The following is an 18,098-nucleotide window of genomic DNA, read 5'->3' as shown; positions in this document are numbered from 1 at the left end:
GGAAACCGCCAGTCAGGTCCCCCGCGCGGTGCCATGCTCGGGACGTGCTCTCCCCGATCGACGCCGAACGCTGCTACCGCGCGGTGGCCAGCCGCGACGCCCGCTTCGACGGCTGGTTCTTCACCGCGGTGCGCACCACCGGCATCTACTGCCGCCCCTCGTGCCCGGCCCGCACGCCGGCCGCCGTCAACGTCTCCTTCTTCGGCAGCGCCGCCGGCGCCCAGGCCGCGGGCTACCGGGCCTGCCGCCGCTGCCGGCCCGACGCCGTCCCCGGGTCCCCGGAGTGGGACGTGCGCGCCGACGTCGTCGCCCGGGCCATGCGGCTGATCGCCGACGGCGAGGTCGAACGCTCCGGCGTCCCCGGGCTGGCCGCGCGGCTGGGCTACTCCGAGCGGCAGGTGCACCGCCTGCTGGTCGGCGAGCTCGGCGTCGGCCCGCTCGCCGTGGCCCGCGCCCAGCGCGCGCAGACCGCCCGGGTGCTGATCGAGACCACGGACCTGCCGATGGCCGACGTCGCCTTCGCCGCCGGGTTCGCCAGCATCCGGCAGTTCAACGACACCGTCCGCGAGGTGTTCGCCTGCACGCCGTCGGAGCTGCGCCGCCGCCGGCCGGCCGGCGACGGCGGGACCCCGGGCTGGCTGACCCTGCGGCTGGCCGCCCGCGCCCCGTTCGACGCCGCCGAGGTGCTGCACTTCCTCGGCGCGCACGCCGTCCCCGGCCTGGAGGAGTGGGACGGGACGACGTTCTCGCGGGTGCTCGACCTGCCGGCCGGGCCCGGCGTCGTCCGCCTGTCCCCCGCGACCGACGGCGGCCCCGCGGTGACCGCGCGGCTGCTGCTGACCGACCTGCGCGACCTGCGCGCCGCCGTCCCCCGGTGCCGGCGGCTGCTCGACCTCGACGCCGACCCCGCCGCCGTCGACGACGTCCTCGGGGCCGACCCCGCGCTGGCACGGCTGGTGGCCGGTGCGCCGGGCCGGCGGGTGCCCGCCTCGCCCGACGGCCCGGAGTCTGCGGTGCGCGCGGTGCTCGGCCAGCAGGTGTCGGTGGCCGGCGCCCGCACGCTGACCGCGCGGGTCCTGACGCTGGCCGGGACGCCGCTGGCCGAGCCGGTCGGCAGCCTCACGCACGCCTTCCCGCGGCCGGAGGCGCTGGCCGACGCCGATCTGTCCGCCGTCGGGCTCACCGGCGCCCGCCGCCGCACGCTGACCGGCCTGGCCGCCGCCCTGGCCGAGGGCCGCGTCGTCCTGGACCCGGGGTGCGACCGCGAGGCGGCCGCGCGCGACCTGCTGGCCCTGCCCGGCATCGGCCCGTGGACGGCGTCGCTCGTGGTCATGCGCGGTCTCGGCGACCCCGACGTGTGGCTGCCCGGTGACCTCGCGCTCCGCCGCGCCCTGGCGGCGCTGGGCAGCTCCGACGCCGAGGCCGCCACCCGCTGGCGACCGTGGCGCTCGTACGCCGCGATGCACCTCTGGGCGCTCGCCGCCCCCACACTGTTCACCCGCTCCCCCGCTGATCGGAGTGCGTCATGACCCCGTCCGCCCGCTTCGCCACGGTGGCCACCCCACCGGGCCCCTTCACCGTCGTCGTCACCCCCGGACCCGACGGCGGCGACGTCGTCCTGGCCGCCGGGTGGACCGACGACGTCAGCGACCTGCTGCCCGTCGTCCACCGGGCGCTGCGGCCCACCTGGGTCGAGCGGGCCGAGCACCTGCCGGTCCTCGACGCCGTCGAGGCGCACGCCGCCGGCAACCTCGGCGCGATCGACGACGTCCCGGTGCGGCAGCGGTCCGGGCCGTTCCTCGAGGACGCCTGGGAGGTGCTGCGCACCGTGCCGCCCGGGCGGCCGGACACCTACGCCGAGTTCGCGGCGCGGTGCGGGCGCCCCTCGGCCGTGCGGGCGGCGGCCAACGCCTGCGCCCGCAACGCCGCCGCGCTGTTCGTCCCCTGCCACCGGGTGCTCGGCTCCGACGGCGGCCTGGGCGGGTTCCGCTGGGGCACACCGGTCAAGCGCTGGCTGCTCGACCACGAGGCCGAGCACGCCCCCGTCCCCGTCGAGGCATAGGAAGCGATCCGCACGTCCCGCGCCCTGGGACGTGCGGATCGCTTCCGATGCCTGCGCCTCCCGGGAGTTGTCGGTGGCGTCCTGCACGCTGGTCCGGTGGACGCCGCCTCCCTCCTGCTCGGCCTGCTCGTCGGCGCGCTGCTGGGAGCGGCGGTCGCGCTGGGCGTCGTCGCACTGGTGTCCCGCCGCCGCCCGGCCGACGACGCCCTCGAGCCGCTGCACGAGTCGCTGGACCACATGCACCGGCTGCTGGCCGGCATCGAACGCGACCGCGCCACCGCCCACGGCGAGCTGCGCGAGCAGATGGGCACCGTCGGGCAGACCAGCGCGCTGCTGCGCCAGGAGACCGCGGCGCTGGTCACCGCGCTGCGCACGCCGCACGTCCGCGGCCGCTGGGGCGAGGTCCAGCTGCGCCGGGTGGTCGAGGTGGCCGGCCTGCTCGAGCACTGCGACTTCGTCGAGCAGCCGTCGTCCACGAACGACGAGGGCGCCGGCGTGCGGCCCGACCTCGTGGTCACCCTCTCCGACGGCCGGCAGGTCGTCGTCGACGCGAAGGTGCCCTTCACCGGCTACATCGAGGCGGTGCAGGCCACCGACCAGTCCGTCCGGGACCAGCGGGTCGCCGCCCACGCCCGGCAGCTGCGCACCCACGTCGACCAGCTGGCCGCCCGCCGCTACCCCACCGCCTTCCGCCCGGCGGCGCCGTTCACCGTCCTGTTCGTCCCCTCCGACGGCTTCCTCACCACCGCGCTGGAGGCCGAGCCGGCCCTCCTGGAGTACGGCTTCGGCCGCGACGTCGTCATCGCCACGCCCAGCACGCTGCTCGCCCTGCTCCGCACCGTCGCGCACTCCTGGCGGCAGGAGCGGCTGGCCCGCGACGCCGACCAGGTCATCGAGGTCGGCCGCCGGCTGCACGCGCGGCTGACCACGCTGTCGGGCCACCTGACCCGCCTCGGCTCCGCGCTCGGCTCCACGCTGACCCGCTACAACGAGACGGTCGGCTCCTACGAGCGCTCGGTGCTCGCCGCCGCCCGCCGCTTCGACGACCTCGGCGTCGGCGAGACGCCGGTGCCCACGCCCGAGCCGGTCGAGGCGGTCGTGCGGCAGCTGCGGCCGGCCGGTGAGGACCCGCCGCAGCTCCCGGAGGCCGACGAGGAGGCGCCGCTGCGCTGGCGGCTCACCGACGGCGGCTGAGCACGGCCGGCCGAGCCTCCCGTCAGGCCCGGGAGGCCCCGCCCGTCACACCCGCCCCGCCCCTCACCGAGAGTTGCCAAATCGACACGGTGACCTGTCGCGAGTCGGAACCCCCAAGTCGCCCGCAGGACAGGCCTCCGTCGCTACCGTGAGGACCGACAGCGGCCCGTGGCGGGCCGGAGCGTCCGGACGGGGAGGTACGCCATGGCCTCGGCGAGCACAGCCGACACCTGGCGGGACAGCGGAGTGGGCAGGCAGCGCCCCTACGCCGTCCCGCGGGCAGGGCGTCCCGACGCGACCGGCCCGGACCGTTCCATGCGCATGGGTCTCCCGCCGGTGCCGCCGCCCCCGCCGCGCGGCCGTCCCGGCGGAGGCGGCCGCAGCACCGGCCACGGCTCGAGCCACGGGTCCACCGGCGGCCACGGCCGCCCCGCCGCCGAGGCGCGCCCCTCGGTACGTCCCGCCCAGCAGCGCGCTCCCTATCCCGGCGTCCACCCGCTCGGTGACCGCGCAGGGGCCGCTGCCCCGTCGCGCCCCCGCGGTGCGCGGGCATCCGGGCGCGCGGCCGAGCGGGCCGCCGCGGAGCCCGCCGCCGGCAGCGGACTGCGCGGCGCGCTCGCCGTCCTCGGCGTCTTCGTCATCACGCTCGCCGGCGGTGCCATCGACTCGTTCCTCGGCGTCGGCCTGGGCACGTTGACCCTCGTCACGCTGGTCGCGGCCACCGCCGTCGCCACGCTGCTGGTCCGCCGCCGCGACCTGCTCACCGTCGTCGTCGCCCCGCCGCTGGTCTTCGTCGCGGTCGCCCTGGTCAACATCGCCCTCGCGCCGTCGGCCTCGTTCACCCTCCCGACGCTCGCGACCATCCTCATCCGCGGCTTCCCCACGATGGTCGTCGCCACCGGCGTCGCCCTGGTGCTGGCGATCGTCCGCTGGGCCGCCCGGCGCTGACCCCCCGACACGCAGCGAGCCCCCTCCCGGCCGGGAGGGGGCTCGCTGCGTCTGCGCTGCCGGTCAGCGGGCGGCGCGGCCCGGGCGCAGCTCGTGCGGGAGCGCGAACACCAGGCGCTCCTCGGCGGCCTTCACCGTCTCGACGTCGGGGTAGTCGCGGGCGGCGAGCCAGTCGAGCACCTCGCTGACCAGGACCTCGGGCACCGACGCGCCGCTGGTGACGCCGACGGTGCCCACGCCCTCGAGCCACGCCGGGTCGATCTCGGCGGCGTAGTCGACCAGGTACGCGGCGCGGGCGCCGGCCTCCAGGGCGACCTCCACCAGCCGCACCGAGTTCGACGAGTTGGTCGAGCCGACGACGATCACCAGGTCGCACTCGGCCGCCATCTGCTTGACCGCCTGCTGCCGGTTCTGCGTGGCGTAGCAGATGTCGTCGCTGGGCGGGGACTGCAGGCCGGGGAAGCGGTTCTTCAGCTGGTCCACCGTGGCCAGCGTCTCGTCGACCGAGAGCGTGGTCTGCGACAGCCACACGACCTTCTCGGGGTCGCGCACCTGGACGCTGGCGACGTCGTCGGCACCGTCGACGAGCTGGATGTGCGACGGCGCCTCACCCGAGGTGCCCTCGACCTCCTCGTGACCGCGGTGGCCGATCAGCAGGATGTCGTAGTCGTCGCGGGCGAACCGCTTGGCCTCCTGGTGCACCTTGGTCACCAGCGGGCAGGTCGCGTCGATGGTGCGCAGCGAGCGCGCCCGGGCCTCCTCGTGCACGGCCGGCGAGACGCCGTGGGCACTGAAGACGACGACCGCACCCTCGGGCACCTCGTCGGTCTCGTCGACGAACACCGCGCCGCGCCGCTCGAGGGTGGCGACGACGTGCTTGTTGTGGACGATCTGCTTGCGGACGTACACGGGCGCACCGTGGATCTCCAGCGCCCGCTCGACGGCCACCACCGCCCGGTCGACACCGGCGCAGTAGCCCCGGGGATCGGCCAGCAGGACCCGTCCGCGCTGATCAGCCATGCACCCATCGTAGGTGGCGCGCCGACGCCTGCCGGGCTCCCGACGAGACGCTCGACACGCCGCGAGCGCGCGGCGCCGCCCGACCGGGTGGCTGCCGAGGGGGCCGCGCTGCCGTTCCGCGCGCCCTGCGGCAGGCTGGAGGCATGTCCCGTGAGATCCCCGAGCCGATCCGCGCCGCCGCCGGTCTGGCCGCCACCGTCCTGGACGAGGCCCGCCGACTGCCCTCGACGCTGCCGGGACTGCCGGTGCGCCTCATCGGTCTGGCCCTGCAGACGGCGATGAAGTGGCAGCAGCAGTGGTCGGGGCTCGTCGCCCGCGGCGACGAGCTCCTCACCGGCCTGCGTGGCGACCGCGAGCCCGGCATGGCCACCTTCGACGAGGACGAGGACGAGGCCGCCGGCGGCACCCCCCTCGTGGCGCAGCCGATCGACGTGCTGCACAACTCCGCGTTCGACCGCGCCCCCGACGTCGACACCGTCGGTGACGGCCTGGCCGACGACGTCTCCGCCGCCGAGGTCGACGTCATGGAGATCGACGTCGACACCGACGCCGCCGGCCTGGTCGACGACGAGCTCGCCGGGCTGCCGCAGGACCCGTCGCCGGCCTCGGTCGTCGCCGCGGTCGAGGACGTCACCGACCTGGTCCAGGGCGCCGAGGAGGCCGAGTCCGCCCTCGAGGCCGCCGACTCCGCGCTGACGGCGGAGGACGCGCTGGAGAGCGCGCTGCTCGAGGCCGAGAGCACCGACGCCCCGGCCGCCAGCGACCCCGGCGGCTCCCCGGTCGGCGAGCTCGCCGGCGCGCCCGACGTCGGCAGCGACGACGCGACCGTCCCCGACGCCGCGGACTCCGGTGTCCCCGACACCGACATCGGCCTGGCCGACGCCGTCACCGAGGACGCCGTCACCGAGGACACCGCCACCGAGGTCGACGTCATCACCCCGGACGGCCAGGTGACCACGGTCGAGGGCACCGTCACCGACGAGGGCGTCGCCGCCCCCGAGGACGGCGGCGCAGCGGCCACCGAGTCCACCGCGACCGGCGCGGACAGCGACGTCGTGACCGACGAGCACGTCCGCGTCGACGAGGAGATCGGCGCCGAGGCCGGCCCCGGCGAGGACAGCGGCGCGGCGACCGACGCCGTCGAGCCGGAGCCCGCTCCGGACACCGCCGCGGACACGGCCACCGACACGGCTGCCGAGGCCACCGACGAGGGCGGTACGCCCGTCGCGGCGGCCACCGGCGTGCGCACCGACGTCGGCGAGGCCGACACCGCCGAGGAGGACACCGCGGAGGAGGACGCGGCGATCGCCGAGGGTTCCGCCGTGGACGCCGTCGGCGAGACGTCGGCCGCCCCCACCGACGCCCCCGAGGGCGGCAGCGAGCTGTCCGGCTCGCAGGCCGCCGGCGCGGCGCCGATCGACGGCTACGACTCCTTCTCGATCGCGCAGCTGCGCGGCCGGCTGCGCGGCTACCAGCTGGCCACGGTGTCCGACCTGCTCGCCTACGAGGAGGCCACCCGGGCCCGGGCGCCGTTCCTCACCATGCTGCGCAACCGGCTGGAGAAGCTCGAGCAGCAGGCGGCCGACAGCAGCCCGCTGCAGCCGCGCGGCCAGTAGGAGCACCCCAGGGCAGCGGCCCGGGTCCCCGTCGGGGACCCGGGCCGCTGCCGTCGGGGCCTCCTGGCAGGCTCGGGAGCATGACCGCCCCCTCCTCCCCCGAGGCGCCCTGGCCGGTGCGCACGGTGGCCCGCAAGGTCGCCGAGTGGATCGGCCGGCTCGGCGAGGTCTGGGTCGAGGGGCAGGTCGCCCAGCTCTCCCGCCGAGGTGCGGCCACCGTCTTCCTCACCCTGCGCGACCCCGCCGCCGACCTGTCGGTGCCGGTGACCTGCGCTCGCGACGTCGCCGACCGGCCCGGCCTCGAGCTCACCGAGGGCGCCCGCGTGATCGTGCGGGCGCGGCCGGACTACTACGTCGCCCGCGGGTCCTTCTCGCTGCGCGCCACCGAGATCCGCGCCGTCGGGCTCGGCGAGCTGCTCGCCCGCATCGAGCGGATCCGCAAGCTGCTGGCCGGCGAGGGGCTGTTCGACGCCGCCCGCAAGCGCCCGCTGCCCTTCGCCCCCGCCGTCGTCGGCCTCGTCACCGGCAAGGACTCCGCCGCCGAGCGCGACGTGCTGGTCACCGCCCGGCGGCGCTGGCCGGCGGTGCGCTTCACCGTCCACCACAGCCTGGTGCAGGGGGTCAACGCCGCCGCGTCGGTCATCGACGGCCTGCAGCGGCTGGACCGCGACCCCGAGGTCGAGGTGATCGTCCTCGCCCGCGGCGGGGGCTCGGTCGAGGACCTGCTGCCCTTCTCCGACGAGGGCCTGGTGCGCGCCGTCGCCGCGTGCCGCACACCGGTGGTCACCGCCGTCGGCCACGAGACCGACACCACGCTGGTCGACCACGTCGCCGACGTCCGGGCGGCCACCCCCACCGACGCCGCCCACCGCGTGGTGCCCGAGATCGGCGAGCAGCAACGGCTGGTCGACGGGCTGCGCGCCCGCGCCCGGCACCTGCTCACCACGCGCGTCGAGCAGTCCGAGCGGTGGCTGGAGGGCGTCCGCAGCCGGCCGGTGCTCGCCGACCCCCAGCGGCTGCTGCACGGCCGGGCCGACGACGTCGTCGCGCTGCGGGACCGGGCCCGCCGCACGCTCACCCACCGCGTCGAGGCCGCCGAGCGCGACCTCGAGCACGCCCGCGCGCGGGTCACCGCGCTGTCCCCGCAGGCGACGCTGCAGCGCGGCTACGCGCTGGTGCAGCGGGCCGACGGCGCGCTGGTCCGCGACCCCGGCGAGGTGGCCGACGACGAGCGGCTGGCGGTGCGGGTCGCGGGCGGGCGGCTGCCGGTGCGCGTCGACAGGCAGGATGGGACCCCGTGAGCAGCGCACCCGAGCAGCCGACGCAGACCTACGAGCAGGCCCGCGAGGAGCTCGCCGACGTGGTCCGCCGCCTGGAGGCCGGGGGGCTCACGCTCGAGGAGTCCCTCGCCCTCTGGGAGCGCGGCGAGCAGCTCGCCGAGCTGTGCCGGCACTGGCTCGACCGCGCTCGCGAGCGGCTGGCCGCGGCGGCGCCCGGTGATCAGGAGAAGTGAGCGACCAGGGAACCGAGGCTCAGCTCGGCTCGGAGACGGGCGCGACCGCCGCGGCGACGGTCTGCAGCTCCTCGTCGTCGGCCGAGCCGGTGACCAATGTGGTCACGTCCCCGTCCTCCCGGGTCAGCACCGTCTCGCCGCGCTCGCTGGTGAGCCGGGTCCAGGTGCGCCCGCCCAGGTCGACGCTGCCGTCGTCCTCCGCGCCGTCGAGCACGGCGGTCAGCGGCTCGGCGTCGGCGTCGTCGGTGACCAGGAAGCCCGCGTACTCGTCCGACGGGGTCACGTAGCCGATCTCGAGGGTGACCGGCGCACCGTCGGCGGCATCGGCATCGGTGGCATCGGTGCGGGCGCTGGTGGGCCGGTAGCCGTCGGGCAGCCCCGCCGGCACCTCGACGGGGTAGGACGCCCGCTCGGTGGCCAGCCGGACGCTGCTGGTGGGGTCGATCGGGCGCACCGGGTCGCTGCCGCTCTGCCGGAAGGTCATCCAGCCGACGGCGAGCAGGCAGATGACCACCAGCGGCAGCAGGGAGCGGATCATGTTCGCCGCGCTCATCCGGTTGGCCCGCTCGACGGCGGTCGGGGCCGGCGGTGGCTGCTCCTCGGGGGCCCGCTGGCCCGACGGGCCGGAAGTGGTCATGCCCCTAGGATCACACCACCGATCCAGAACCCCGCTGCCCCGCATCCGCGGCCCCGCGCGCACGACCGGCGGCGGGGACGGTGCGGCGGACGGCGGGCACCGGCAACGGTGCCGATGTTGGAGGTCCCGTGACGCTTCCCGTGCCCGACGGCCCCGTGCCCCCGATCCCCCGCGCGAGCACCTTCCGCACCGACCGCCCGGCGCCGGACCGGAACCTGGCCCTCGAGCTGGTCCGGGTCACCGAGGCCGCCGCGATGGCCGCCGGCCGCTGGGTCGGCCGCGGGGACAAGAACGGCGGCGACGGCGCCGCGGTCGACGCCATGCGGGCGCTGATCGGCACGGTGAGCATGCGCGGCGTGGTCGTCATCGGAGAGGGCGAGAAGGACCAGGCGCCGATGCTCTACAACGGCGAGCAGGTCGGCGACGGCTACGGCCCCGAGTGCGACGTCGCCGTCGACCCCATCGACGGCACCACGCTGATGGCCAAGGGCATGCCCAACGCCATCGCGGTCATGGCCGTGGCCGACCGCGGCGCGATGTACGACCCGTCGGCGGTCTTCTACATGGAGAAGATCGCCACCGGACCGGCCGCCGCCGACGTCGTCGACATCACCGTCCCGGTCGCCGAGAACATCCGCCGGGTGGCCAAGGCCAAGCACAGCCGGGTCGAGGACGTCACCGTCTGCATCCTCGACCGGCCGCGCCACGAGCAGCTGGTGCACGAGGTCCGCGAGGCCGGGGCGCGCATCCGGTTCATCTCCGACGGCGACGTCGCCGGCGCGATCGCCGCGGCCCGCGAGGGCACCGGCGTCGACCTGCTGCTGGGCATCGGCGGCACGCCGGAGGGGATCATCGCCGCCTGCGCGCTCAAGTGCATGGGTGGTGCGCTGCAGGGCCGGCTGTGGCCCAAGGACGACGAGGAGCGGCAGAAGGCGATCGACGCCGGCCACGACCTCGACCGGGTGCTCTCCATCGACGACCTCGTCCGCGGCGACGTCTTCTTCGTCGCCACCGGCATCACCGACGGCGAGCTGCTGCGCGGCGTGCAGTACCGCGCCGGTGGCTGCACGACGCAGTCGCTGGTCATGCGCTCGCGGTCGGGCACCATCCGCTCGATCGACAGCCTGCACTCGCTGGAGAAGCTGCGCGCCTACTCCGCGGTGCCCTTCGACCGCTCCGACGACGAGGAGTGACGCGGGGACGGCCGCTGACGCAGGACGGCCCCGGGGCGAGCGCCCCGGGGCCGTCCTGCGTCCGGTGGTCGTGCGTCCGGTGGTCGTGCGACCGGTGCCGGCGTCAGCCGAGACGGGTCTCGCAGTTGGCCACCTCGTAGCCGACCCGGCCGGCGCAGGTGCCGGCGTACTCCTCCCACGGGGAGTCCGAGGGCGAGATGCCCCACAGGGTGTCGCAGGCGGCGAAGTCACCGGCGAAGCAGCCGTCGGCCAGCGGCTGGTACCGCCCGTCCGGGTCGGCGCCGAGGCCCTGCGGCGGCACCGGGTCCGCGGCGGGCGTCGGGGTCCCCGCACCGAGTCGCTGCTCGCAGGTGGCGGCCTGGTAGGCGACCCGCCCGCCGCACGTGCCGGCGTACTGCTCGTAGTCCGAACCGGACGGCGTGACGGGCCACAGGTCGTCACAGGCGGCGAAGTCGCCGGTGAAGCAGCTCTCGGCCAGCGGCTGGAACTCCCCGTCGGGGTCCTCGCCGAGGCCCTGCGGCGGCACCGGCGCCGAGGTCGACCCTGCACCGCCGCCACCCCCGGCCGGCGACGAGGACGAGGACGAGGAGCTGCTCGACGAGCTCGACGACGAGGACGGGCTCGAGGAGGACGACGAGCTCGACGAGGACGAGGAGCTGGTCCGCGTCGGGTCGGCGATCGTGGAACCGCCGTCGTCGCGGAGCAGGAAGAACAGGCCGACGCCCGCGGCGGCCAGCAGCAGCACGCCGGCGATCACCGAGGCGATCACGACGTTCTTCCTGTTGCCCTTCTGGGGCGGCTGGCCGTAGCCGGGCTGCCCGTAGCCCGGCTGCCCGTAGGGCTGCTGCCCGTACTGCTGCCCGTACTGCTGCGTGGGGTCGTAGCCCGGCTGCCCGTAGGGCTGCTGCCCGTACTGCTGGCCGTACTGCTGGCCGTACTGCTGGCCGTACTGCTGCCCGTACTGCTGCGTGGGGTCGTAGCCGGGCTGGCCGTGGGCCGGCTGCGCGAACTGCTGCGTCGGGTCGTGGCCCGGCTGGCCGTGCTGCTGGCCGGGCTGGGCGATCGGCGAGGTCTGGTCACGCTCGCCCGGCTGGCCGTACTGGCCCGGCTGGAACTGCGAGGTGGGGGGTGCCGGCTGGCCGAACTGCTGCGTCGGGTCGTCGGACCGCCCCCAGCCCTGCTGCCCGGGCTGCTCGCCCTGGGGATCGTTGCCGCCCTGCGGCGGATACGGCGGCTGGGACATGGTGCGGGCTCCTCGGTTCGGGTAGATGCGCTGGTCAGGCTAGGTCGGGCGGGAGACGACGACCAGCACCGGCTGGTCGTCGGGACGGCCCCTCACCCGTCGCTCCGCGTGGTCGGTCGCACCCACCGTGCCCGGGCGACCGCACCCCGGCTGGGAGGCGACCGGTGCCCCGGTCCGAGTGCGACCGACGATCGGGACCGGGGCGGGAGCGCACGGTCCAGGGGCGGGAGCGCACGGTCCAGGGCGCGTACGGATGGGTCACGGGGCCTCCTCGGACCGGGTGCGTCGGCGCACGCTAGCGACCCGATCGGCTCCGTCCCGGGTCCCACCCCGGGCCTGGGAGGGGTGGGGCGGACGGGGTCCTCCTAAGGTCACGCGTGCAGCACCGATCCCACCGACACCACACGGGAGCCAGCGTGGCCGCCGAGCAGGACCACCGCATCGAACACGACTCCATGGGGGAGGTCCGCGTCCCCGCCTGGGCCAAGTGGCGGGCCCAGACCCAGCGCGCCGTCGAGAACTTCCCCATCTCCGGCACCCCCATCGAGCGCGAGCTCATCGCCGCCCTGGCCGCCATCAAGGGCGCGGCCGCGCGGGTCAACGCGGACCTCGGCGTCCTCGACGGCGACGTCGCCTCCGCGATCACCGACGCGGCCGCCGCCGTCGCCCGCGGCGAGTGGGACGAGCACTTCCCCATCGACGTCTTCCAGACCGGCTCGGGGACGTCGAGCAACATGAACACCAACGAGGTCATCGCCACCCTCGCCACCGAGGCGACGGGCGTGGCGGTGCACCCGAACGACCACGTCAACGCCTCGCAGTCGTCCAACGACGTCTTCCCCTCGGCGATCCACGTGGCCGCCACCCGCGCGATCGTGCGCGACCTGGTGCCGGCGCTGCAGCACCTGGAGGCCTCGCTGTCGCGCAAGGCCACCGAGTTCGCCGAGGTCGTCAAGAGCGGCCGCACCCACCTCATGGACGCCACCCCGGTCACCCTCGGCCAGGAGTTCGGCGGGTACGCGGCCGCCGTCCGCTACGGCGTCGAGCGGCTCGAGGCGTCGCTGCCCCGCATCGGCGAGCTGCCGCTGGGCGGCACCGCCGTCGGCACCGGGATCAACACCCCGCCCGGCTTCGCGGCGGCGATCATCGAGAAGCTCGCCGGTGAGCTGGAGCTGCCGCTCTCCGAGGCCCGCGACCACTTCGAGGCGCAGAGCTCCCGCGACTCGCTCGTCGAGGCCTCCGGCCAGCTCAAGACGATCGCCGTCGGCCTGGTGAAGATCGCCAACGACCTGCGCTGGATGGGCTCGGGCCCGCGCACCGGCCTCGGCGAGATCCAGCTCCCCGACCTGCAGCCGGGCAGCTCGATCATGCCGGGCAAGGTCAACCCGGTGATCCCGGAGGCGACCATCCAGGTGGCCGCCCAGGTCATCGGCAACGACGCCGCGGTCACCTACGCCGGCACCACCGGCGTCTTTGAGCTCAACGTGACGCTGCCGCTCATGGCCCGCAACGTGCTGGAGTCCATCCGGCTGCTGGCCAACGTCAGCCGGATCCTCGCCGACCGCTGCGTCGACGGGATCGTGGCCAACGTCGAGCAGTGCCGCACCTACGCGGAGTCCTCGCCGTCGATCGTCACGCCGCTGAACAAGTACATCGGCTACGAGGAGGCCGCGAAGGTCGCCAAGCAGTCGCTGGCCGAGCAGAAGACGATCCGCCAGGTCGTGCTGGAGCGGGGCTACGTCGACCAGGGCAAGCTCACCGAGGCCCAGCTCGACGAGGCCCTCGACGTCCTCTCGATGACCCACCCGTGACCGGGGCGGGGTGGGCCGGGCGCCCGGCCCACCCCGCACGGGGACGCTCCCTGTCGTCGTGACCGCCCGACGGCGCTAGCGTCGGCACACCATGACCGAGACAGCCAGCACCCCCGAGGTATCCCTCCGACACCCGGGGGGTGAGCTCCCGCTGCGCACGATCCCGGCGACGGAGGGGTCCTCCGGGCTCGACGTGTCCAAGCTCCTGGCGACGACGGGGCAGGTCGCCCTCGACGTCGGTTTCGTGAACACCGCCTCGTGCGCCTCGACGATCACCTACATCGACGGTGACGCCGGGATCCTGCGCTACCGCGGTTACCCGATCGACCAGCTCGCCGGCAAGGCCAGCTTCCTCGAGGTCACCTACCTGCTGATCTACGGCGAGCTCCCCACCGCCGACCAGCTGGGCGCCTTCGACGAGCGGCTGCGCCGGCACACCCTGCTGCACGAGGACCTCAAGCAGTTCTTCCAGGGCTTCCCGCGCGACGCGCACCCGATGCCCGTGCTCTCCTCGGCGGTCAGCGCACTGTCGACCTTCTACCAGGACTCGCTGGACCCCTTCGACCCGGAGCAGGTGGAGATCTCCACCGTCCGGCTGCTGGCCAAGCTGCCCACGATCGCGGCCTACGCGTACAAGAAGTCGGTCGGCCAGCCCTTCCTGTACCCGGACAACTCCTTCGGCCTGGTCGAGAACTTCCTGCGGATGACCTTCGGCCTGCCCGCCGAGCCCTACGAGCTCGACCCCGACGTCGCCTCCGCGCTCGACATGCTCTTCGTCCTGCACGCCGACCACGAGCAGAACTGCTCGACGTCGACGGTGCGGCTGGTCGGCTCCTCGCACGCCAACCTGTTCGCCTCGGTCTCGGCCGGCATCAACGCGCTGTTCGGCCCGCTGCACGGCGGTGCCAACCAGGCCGTGCTGGAGATGCTCGAGGGGATCCAGCACGACGGCGGCGACATCGGCCGGTTCGTCGAGCGGGTCAAGAAGAAGGAGCCCGGCGTCAAGCTCATGGGCTTCGGCCACCGGGTCTACAAGAACTACGACCCGCGCGCCGCGATCGTGAAGCAGACGGCCGACTCGGTGCTCGACAAGCTCGGCGGGGACAACCAGCTGCTCGACCTGGCCCGGCAGCTGGAGGAGATCGCGCTGTCCGACGACTACTTCGTCGAGCGCAAGCTCTACCCCAACGTCGACTTCTACACCGGGCTCATCTACCGGGCGATGGGCTTCCCGGTCCGGATGTTCACCGTGCTGTTCGCGCTGGGCCGGCTGCCCGGGTGGATCGCGCAGTGGCGCGAGATGATCGCCGACCCCACCACCAAGATCGGCCGGCCGCGGCAGGTCTACACCGGCGAGACCGAGCGGGCCTTCGTCCCGCTCGCCGAGCGCTGACCCGGGTCGCCGTGGGCAGCGAGCCGCCCGGCGAGGACCTGCTGGTCCTGCCACCGATCCCGCTGGCCACCGGGCGGCTGCTGCGCGACGACGGCGACCGGCCGGTGCCGATCACCGCCGTGGAACTGGTGGTGTCGACCGAGGACGGCGCCGAGCACCGCATCCCGCTCGTCGCGCGCCACGGCGCCTGGTGGCCGCCCGACCGCTGAACCCGGGCCGTCGGTCCCCTGCGTCCCCCGGGCGGGCGCACCTCCTCACCCGCGGGGGTGAGGCCGGCTCCCCCGTCCCTCCTCCGGGTCCCCCGGACGGTCGATCTCACGGCGAGCGCTCCACTCCGGAGCGCGGCCACGCTGATCGAGACCGCCCGGGGGACCTGCCGTGCCAGCACCACGCACGTCCGCGTCCCCGCGGCGGGAGCTGACGGCCCGCGAGGCCGAGGCGCTCCGAGCGCTGCTCGCCGCCCGCGCGGCGGCCGGCGCCCCGGGTGCTCCCCGTCCGGCGGGCACGCGTCCCGCGACGCGGCGCAAGCGCCCCGCCCAGAAGAAGAAGGCCGCGACCCGCCGGCCCGCTCCCCGGACGCCGCGGGAGCGCGGCCCGTGGCGGGCCCGGCTGCTGCTCGTCGGCCTGGCCACGCTGCTCGTCCCCGTCCTGACCGTCCTGCTGGCCCCGGCCACCTCCGCACCCGGCTCGGCCACCGTGGCCGCGGACCCGGCGAGCCTGGCGCTGGCCGCGCGCAGCACGCTGCTGCAGGACGCCGACGCCTACCGCCGGCTGCAGGCGGAGGTCACCGCGCGGCAGGCCGAGCTGCAGGCGGCGGTCGAGGCCGAGCGGACCGCGCGGGCCGCCGTCGCCACCGAGCAGGCCACCGTGGGCTCCGCCGCGGCCGACCTCTACCGCGCCTCCGCCGAGATCCGCATGCCGGTGCTCGGCCTGTCCGCGGGCAGCCCGGACACCACCCCCGACGTCCTGTACCGCCAGGCGCTGGCCGACCGGGCCGCCGGGGCGCGGGAGGCCGCCGTGGTCCGCGCCGAGCGCGCCGAGGCCGCCGCGCGGGACGCCGCCGGGCGGGTGGCCGCCGCGCAGGACGCCGTCGACGCCGCGACCGCGCAGGCCCGCACCGTGCTGTCCGGCGTCCGCGACACCGTGGACGGGCTCGGTCCCGCCGTCGCCGCACAGCTGGCCGGGTTGGACACCGTCCCCGCCGCCGGCGCCCAGCAAGAACGCAACACCGCCGCGCTGCAGCGCTGGCAGACCCATCTCGCGGAACTCGCCGCCGCCGGGATCGAGCCGCCGCGGGCCGCCGCGCTGGCCGACCCCGCGTCGCTGCCCGACGGCTTCTCACCCGCGCTGGACGCCGCCGGCCAGGCCGTGCCCGGCGTGGCGTGGGCCGTCGTCGGCAACCGGCCGGTGACCGTGCTGCCCGCGGAGACCGTCGCCGCGGTGAGCAGCGCGCTGTCGCGGCTGGGCCGCCCGTACTCCGCCGGCGCCACCGGCCCGGACGCCTTCGACTGCGGCGGGCTGACCGCCTCGGCCTGGCTGCTCGCCGGCTACGACCTGCCCGCCACCGCGGCGGGCCAGTGGGCCGCGGCCGCCGTCGTGCCGGCCGCGCAGCTGCAGGTCGGCGACCTGGTCGTCTCCGACGGCGGCGCCGACGTCGCCGTCTCCCTCGGCGAGGGCGAGGTCGTGGGTGCCTCGGCGGGGACCTACCAGGTCGGCGTCCGCCCGCTGCCCGCCGACGCCCGTGCGGTGCGCGTGACGCTGCCCGCCCCCGCGACGCCGAACGCGCCGCTGCCGGCATCGACGTCGGGTCTGGGCGCCTGCGGTGCCGTGCCGGCACCGGCCGGCCCGGTCAGCCCCGCGTGGGGCGGGTGGTCCAACGGCCGCATCCCGGCCGAGGCGCTGTGCCCGGTCGCCCGCGGCCACGCGCTCCGCTGCGACGCCGCCGCCGCCTACACCGCGATGAGCCGGGCCTACGAGGCCGCGTTCGGCAGCCCGCTGTGCATCACCGACTCCTACCGGTCCATGGCCGCGCAGGTCGACGCCTTCCGCCGCAAGCCCGCCCTGGCCGCGGTGCCGGGGACGTCGAACCACGGCTGGGCCCTGGCGGTGGACCTCTGCGGCGGGGTCAACGTCGCGGGCACGCCGCAGTGGACGTGGATGACCGGGAACGCCGGCCGGTTCGGTTTCGTCAGCCCCGACTGGGCCCGGCCCGGCGGCGAGAAACCCGAGCCCTGGCACTGGGAGTTCGGCTCACTCCTCTGACGAGGCATAGGAAGCCATCCGCACGTCTCGACTCCTGAGACGTGCGGATAGCTTCCTATGCCGCTACAGCCAGCGGAGCTCGGGCAGGGCGGACCAGGGCAGGCGGACGCAGGCCTCGCCGGTCTCGCCGAGCCGGGCGGACACGGCGGCCGAGGCGCAGGCCAGCGGCCGCAGGGGCGTGACGACGACGTGCGGCTCGGGCAGCCGCAGCCCCGCCTCGGCGATCCGGCCGAGCAGCTGCTCCGGCGCGGCCAGCGCGGCGGAGGCCAGCATCGGCGCGCCGGGGTGCGACCACAGCGCCACGGGTCCCTCGACCCGCAGCACTCCCCCGGCCCCGGCCGCACGGGCTGTGGCGGCGGTCCGGGTCCGGGTCACCACGGCGGCGTCGGCCAGGTCCGAGGGCGTCCAGGCGACCGTGCGGTCCCCGCGGCGGACGACCACCCGCCAGCCCACGGCGGTCCGCGCCGGGCAGGTCCAGTCCAGGACCGCGACCCCGCCGCCGGCCGCCGCGGCGTCGCTGACCGGGCGGGCGGCGACGAAGGCGGTGAGCGCGGCGGCCACGCCGTCCCCGGTGGGGGCCACGCCGGCGTCGGTCATGTCCTCGGCGAGGTCGTGCAGGGCCACCCGCACGCGGCGCTCGTCCTCGGCGAGGACCAGCACCGGCCCGCGGGCGGGGTCGGCGAGCACGGCGGCGCGCAGCCGGCCGGTGGCCAGGCCGGGCAGCACGGCGTCGGCGGCGGCGCGGACGTCGTCGACGGCGACCGGCGCCGGGCGGAGCCGGGACAGGAGACCGGACGAGGGGCGGCCGGGCATCACGGGCGGTGCCCGCCCAGGGTGGCGCGCAGGGCCGGCGGCAGGCCGGCGAGGTCGAGGACGCTGGCGAGCTCCGCGGCCGACAGCCGCACCGGCAGGACGTCGTCGGCCCAGCCGGTCACCCGGCGCACGCGGGCGGCGGGACCGGGCCACACCGCGTCGCGGGCGGCGGCGACGTGCAGCTCGGTGAGGACGTCGGCGAGGTGGACGGCGGCGACCGGGTGCACGCCGGGCTCCTCCACGGCCGCGCGGACGACGGCGGCCAGCAAGGCGCGGTCCTCCCCCGACAACCAGTGCGGGAGCAGGACGGCGGCGTCCGGCCCCCCGGTGGGCGCGAGGCTCACCGCACACCTCCCCCCGTCGGTGCGGCCGGTCCCGGCCGCCCGGCGCCGG

17 protein-coding genes are annotated in these 18,098 nt (G+C 76.1%); 12 read left to right on the top strand and 5 right to left on the bottom strand.

Features of this window, described 5'->3' with window-relative positions:
• Positions 1–44 precede the first annotated feature (44 nt).
• The 4 genes from HLV61_RS18735 to HLV61_RS18720 all read left to right on the top strand — a co-directional run bounded on the left by HLV61_RS18735 (position 45) and on the right by HLV61_RS18720 (position 4,204).
• The gene (locus HLV61_RS18735; protein ID WP_369258119.1) at positions 45–1,529 is read left to right on the top strand and encodes an AlkA N-terminal domain-containing protein; all 1,485 of its coding nucleotides are present in this window, start codon (positions 45–47) and stop codon (positions 1,527–1,529) included.
• A complete protein-coding gene (locus tag HLV61_RS18730) occupies positions 1,526–2,062 on the top strand; it encodes a methylated-DNA--[protein]-cysteine S-methyltransferase (RefSeq protein ID WP_369258117.1) in 537 nt (178 codons plus the stop codon). Before HLV61_RS18735 ends, HLV61_RS18730 begins: the two co-directional genes overlap by 4 nt.
• A gap of 96 nt (positions 2,063–2,158) precedes the next feature.
• Complete coding sequence (locus HLV61_RS18725; protein ID WP_369258115.1) at positions 2,159–3,256, top strand: DNA recombination protein RmuC; 1,098 nt, start codon at positions 2,159–2,161, stop codon at positions 3,254–3,256.
• A gap of 321 nt (positions 3,257–3,577) precedes the next feature.
• Positions 3,578–4,204: a DUF6542 domain-containing protein gene (locus tag HLV61_RS18720; protein WP_369258113.1), complete on the top strand. Its 627-nt coding sequence runs from the start codon at positions 3,578–3,580 to the stop codon at positions 4,202–4,204.
• Positions 4,205–4,267: 63 nt separating this feature from the next.
• Here HLV61_RS18720 and HLV61_RS18715 read toward each other — a convergent pair whose 3' ends face one another.
• Positions 4,268–5,224 carry a 4-hydroxy-3-methylbut-2-enyl diphosphate reductase gene (locus HLV61_RS18715; RefSeq protein WP_369258111.1) on the bottom strand — a complete coding sequence of 319 codons (957 nt, stop codon included), beginning with the start codon at positions 5,222–5,224 and terminating at the stop codon, positions 4,268–4,270.
• A 143-nt stretch (positions 5,225–5,367) separates the two neighbouring features.
• Here HLV61_RS18715 and HLV61_RS18710 point away from each other — a divergent pair, with 143 nt between their 5' ends.
• From HLV61_RS18710 to HLV61_RS18700, 3 genes are all read left to right on the top strand, one after another.
• A complete protein-coding gene (locus tag HLV61_RS18710) occupies positions 5,368–6,840 on the top strand; it encodes a hypothetical protein (RefSeq protein WP_369258109.1) in 1,473 nt (490 codons plus the stop codon).
• 80 nt (positions 6,841–6,920) lie between these two features.
• Positions 6,921–8,141, top strand: a complete 1,221-nt coding sequence (xseA, locus tag HLV61_RS18705) for an exodeoxyribonuclease VII large subunit (protein ID WP_369258107.1) — start codon at positions 6,921–6,923, stop codon at positions 8,139–8,141.
• Positions 8,138–8,353 carry an exodeoxyribonuclease VII small subunit gene (locus tag HLV61_RS18700; RefSeq protein ID WP_369258105.1) on the top strand — a complete coding sequence of 72 codons (216 nt, stop codon included), beginning with the start codon at positions 8,138–8,140 and terminating at the stop codon, positions 8,351–8,353. Before xseA ends, HLV61_RS18700 begins: the two co-directional genes overlap by 4 nt.
• Positions 8,354–8,372: 19 nt before the next feature.
• Here the strand turns inward: HLV61_RS18700 and HLV61_RS18695 are convergent, their stop codons facing one another.
• A complete protein-coding gene (locus tag HLV61_RS18695; RefSeq protein ID WP_369258103.1) occupies positions 8,373–8,990 on the bottom strand; it encodes a DUF4245 domain-containing protein in 618 nt (205 codons plus the stop codon).
• A gap of 128 nt (positions 8,991–9,118) precedes the next feature.
• Here HLV61_RS18695 and glpX point away from each other — a divergent pair, with 128 nt between their 5' ends.
• Positions 9,119–10,183, top strand: a complete 1,065-nt coding sequence (gene glpX / locus HLV61_RS18690; protein WP_369258101.1) for a class II fructose-bisphosphatase — start codon at positions 9,119–9,121, stop codon at positions 10,181–10,183.
• A 103-nt stretch (positions 10,184–10,286) separates the two neighbouring features.
• Here the strand turns inward: glpX and HLV61_RS18685 are convergent, their stop codons facing one another.
• A complete protein-coding gene (locus HLV61_RS18685; protein WP_369258099.1) occupies positions 10,287–11,426 on the bottom strand; it encodes a hypothetical protein in 1,140 nt (379 codons plus the stop codon).
• 416 nt (positions 11,427–11,842) lie between these two features.
• Here HLV61_RS18685 and HLV61_RS18680 point away from each other — a divergent pair, with 416 nt between their 5' ends.
• The 4 genes from HLV61_RS18680 to HLV61_RS18665 all read left to right on the top strand — a co-directional run bounded on the left by HLV61_RS18680 (position 11,843) and on the right by HLV61_RS18665 (position 16,892).
• Positions 11,843–13,237 carry a class II fumarate hydratase gene (locus HLV61_RS18680; RefSeq protein ID WP_369258097.1) on the top strand — a complete coding sequence of 465 codons (1,395 nt, stop codon included), beginning with the start codon at positions 11,843–11,845 and terminating at the stop codon, positions 13,235–13,237.
• Between the two features lie 91 nt (positions 13,238–13,328).
• Positions 13,329–14,630 carry a citrate synthase gene (locus tag HLV61_RS18675; protein ID WP_369258095.1) on the top strand — a complete coding sequence of 434 codons (1,302 nt, stop codon included), beginning with the start codon at positions 13,329–13,331 and terminating at the stop codon, positions 14,628–14,630.
• Between the two features lie 11 nt (positions 14,631–14,641).
• Positions 14,642–14,839: a hypothetical protein gene (locus HLV61_RS18670; RefSeq protein WP_369258093.1), complete on the top strand. Its 198-nt coding sequence runs from the start codon at positions 14,642–14,644 to the stop codon at positions 14,837–14,839.
• 169 nt (positions 14,840–15,008) lie between these two features.
• A complete protein-coding gene (locus HLV61_RS18665) occupies positions 15,009–16,892 on the top strand; it encodes an NlpC/P60 family protein (RefSeq protein ID WP_369258091.1) in 1,884 nt (627 codons plus the stop codon).
• A gap of 63 nt (positions 16,893–16,955) precedes the next feature.
• Here the strand turns inward: HLV61_RS18665 and HLV61_RS18660 are convergent, their stop codons facing one another.
• Together HLV61_RS18660 and HLV61_RS18655 are read right to left on the bottom strand one after the other, a co-directional pair.
• Positions 16,956–17,705, bottom strand: a complete 750-nt coding sequence (locus HLV61_RS18660) for a hypothetical protein (protein WP_369258089.1) — start codon at positions 17,703–17,705, stop codon at positions 16,956–16,958.
• On the bottom strand, positions 17,705–18,049 hold the full coding sequence (locus HLV61_RS18655) for a hypothetical protein (RefSeq protein WP_369258087.1): 345 nt from the start codon (positions 18,047–18,049) through the stop codon (positions 17,705–17,707). Before HLV61_RS18655 ends, HLV61_RS18660 begins: the two co-directional genes overlap by 1 nt.
• Positions 18,050–18,098 lie beyond the last annotated feature (49 nt).

The organism is Geodermatophilus amargosae, assembly GCF_041028265.1.
Taxonomy (GTDB): Bacteria; Actinomycetota; Actinomycetes; order Mycobacteriales; family Geodermatophilaceae; genus Geodermatophilus; species Geodermatophilus amargosae_A.
The sequence above is the reverse complement of the archived record's forward strand: the minus strand, read 5'-3'. Positions and strand labels throughout refer to the sequence as shown.

What these genes read in the sequence shown, in the direction of transcription:
- xseA (WP_369258107.1), top strand. Translation starts at nt 6,921, where the DNA reads ATGACCGCCCCCTCCTCCCCCGAGGCGCCCTGGCCGGTGCGCACGGTG.
- HLV61_RS18685 (WP_369258099.1), bottom strand. Translation starts at nt 11,426, where the DNA reads ATGTCCCAGCCGCCGTATCCGCCGCAGGGCGGCAACGATCCCCAGGGC.
- HLV61_RS18715 (WP_369258111.1), bottom strand. Translation starts at nt 5,224, where the DNA reads ATGGCTGATCAGCGCGGACGGGTCCTGCTGGCCGATCCCCGGGGCTAC.
- HLV61_RS18675 (WP_369258095.1), top strand. Translation starts at nt 13,329, where the DNA reads ATGACCGAGACAGCCAGCACCCCCGAGGTATCCCTCCGACACCCGGGG.
- HLV61_RS18710 (WP_369258109.1), top strand. Translation starts at nt 5,368, where the DNA reads ATGTCCCGTGAGATCCCCGAGCCGATCCGCGCCGCCGCCGGTCTGGCC.
- HLV61_RS18695 (WP_369258103.1), bottom strand. Translation starts at nt 8,990, where the DNA reads ATGACCACTTCCGGCCCGTCGGGCCAGCGGGCCCCCGAGGAGCAGCCA.
- HLV61_RS18730 (WP_369258117.1), top strand. Translation starts at nt 1,526, where the DNA reads ATGACCCCGTCCGCCCGCTTCGCCACGGTGGCCACCCCACCGGGCCCC.
- HLV61_RS18660 (WP_369258089.1), bottom strand. Translation starts at nt 17,705, where the DNA reads ATGCCCGGCCGCCCCTCGTCCGGTCTCCTGTCCCGGCTCCGCCCGGCG.
- HLV61_RS18720 (WP_369258113.1), top strand. Translation starts at nt 3,578, where the DNA reads ATGGGTCTCCCGCCGGTGCCGCCGCCCCCGCCGCGCGGCCGTCCCGGC.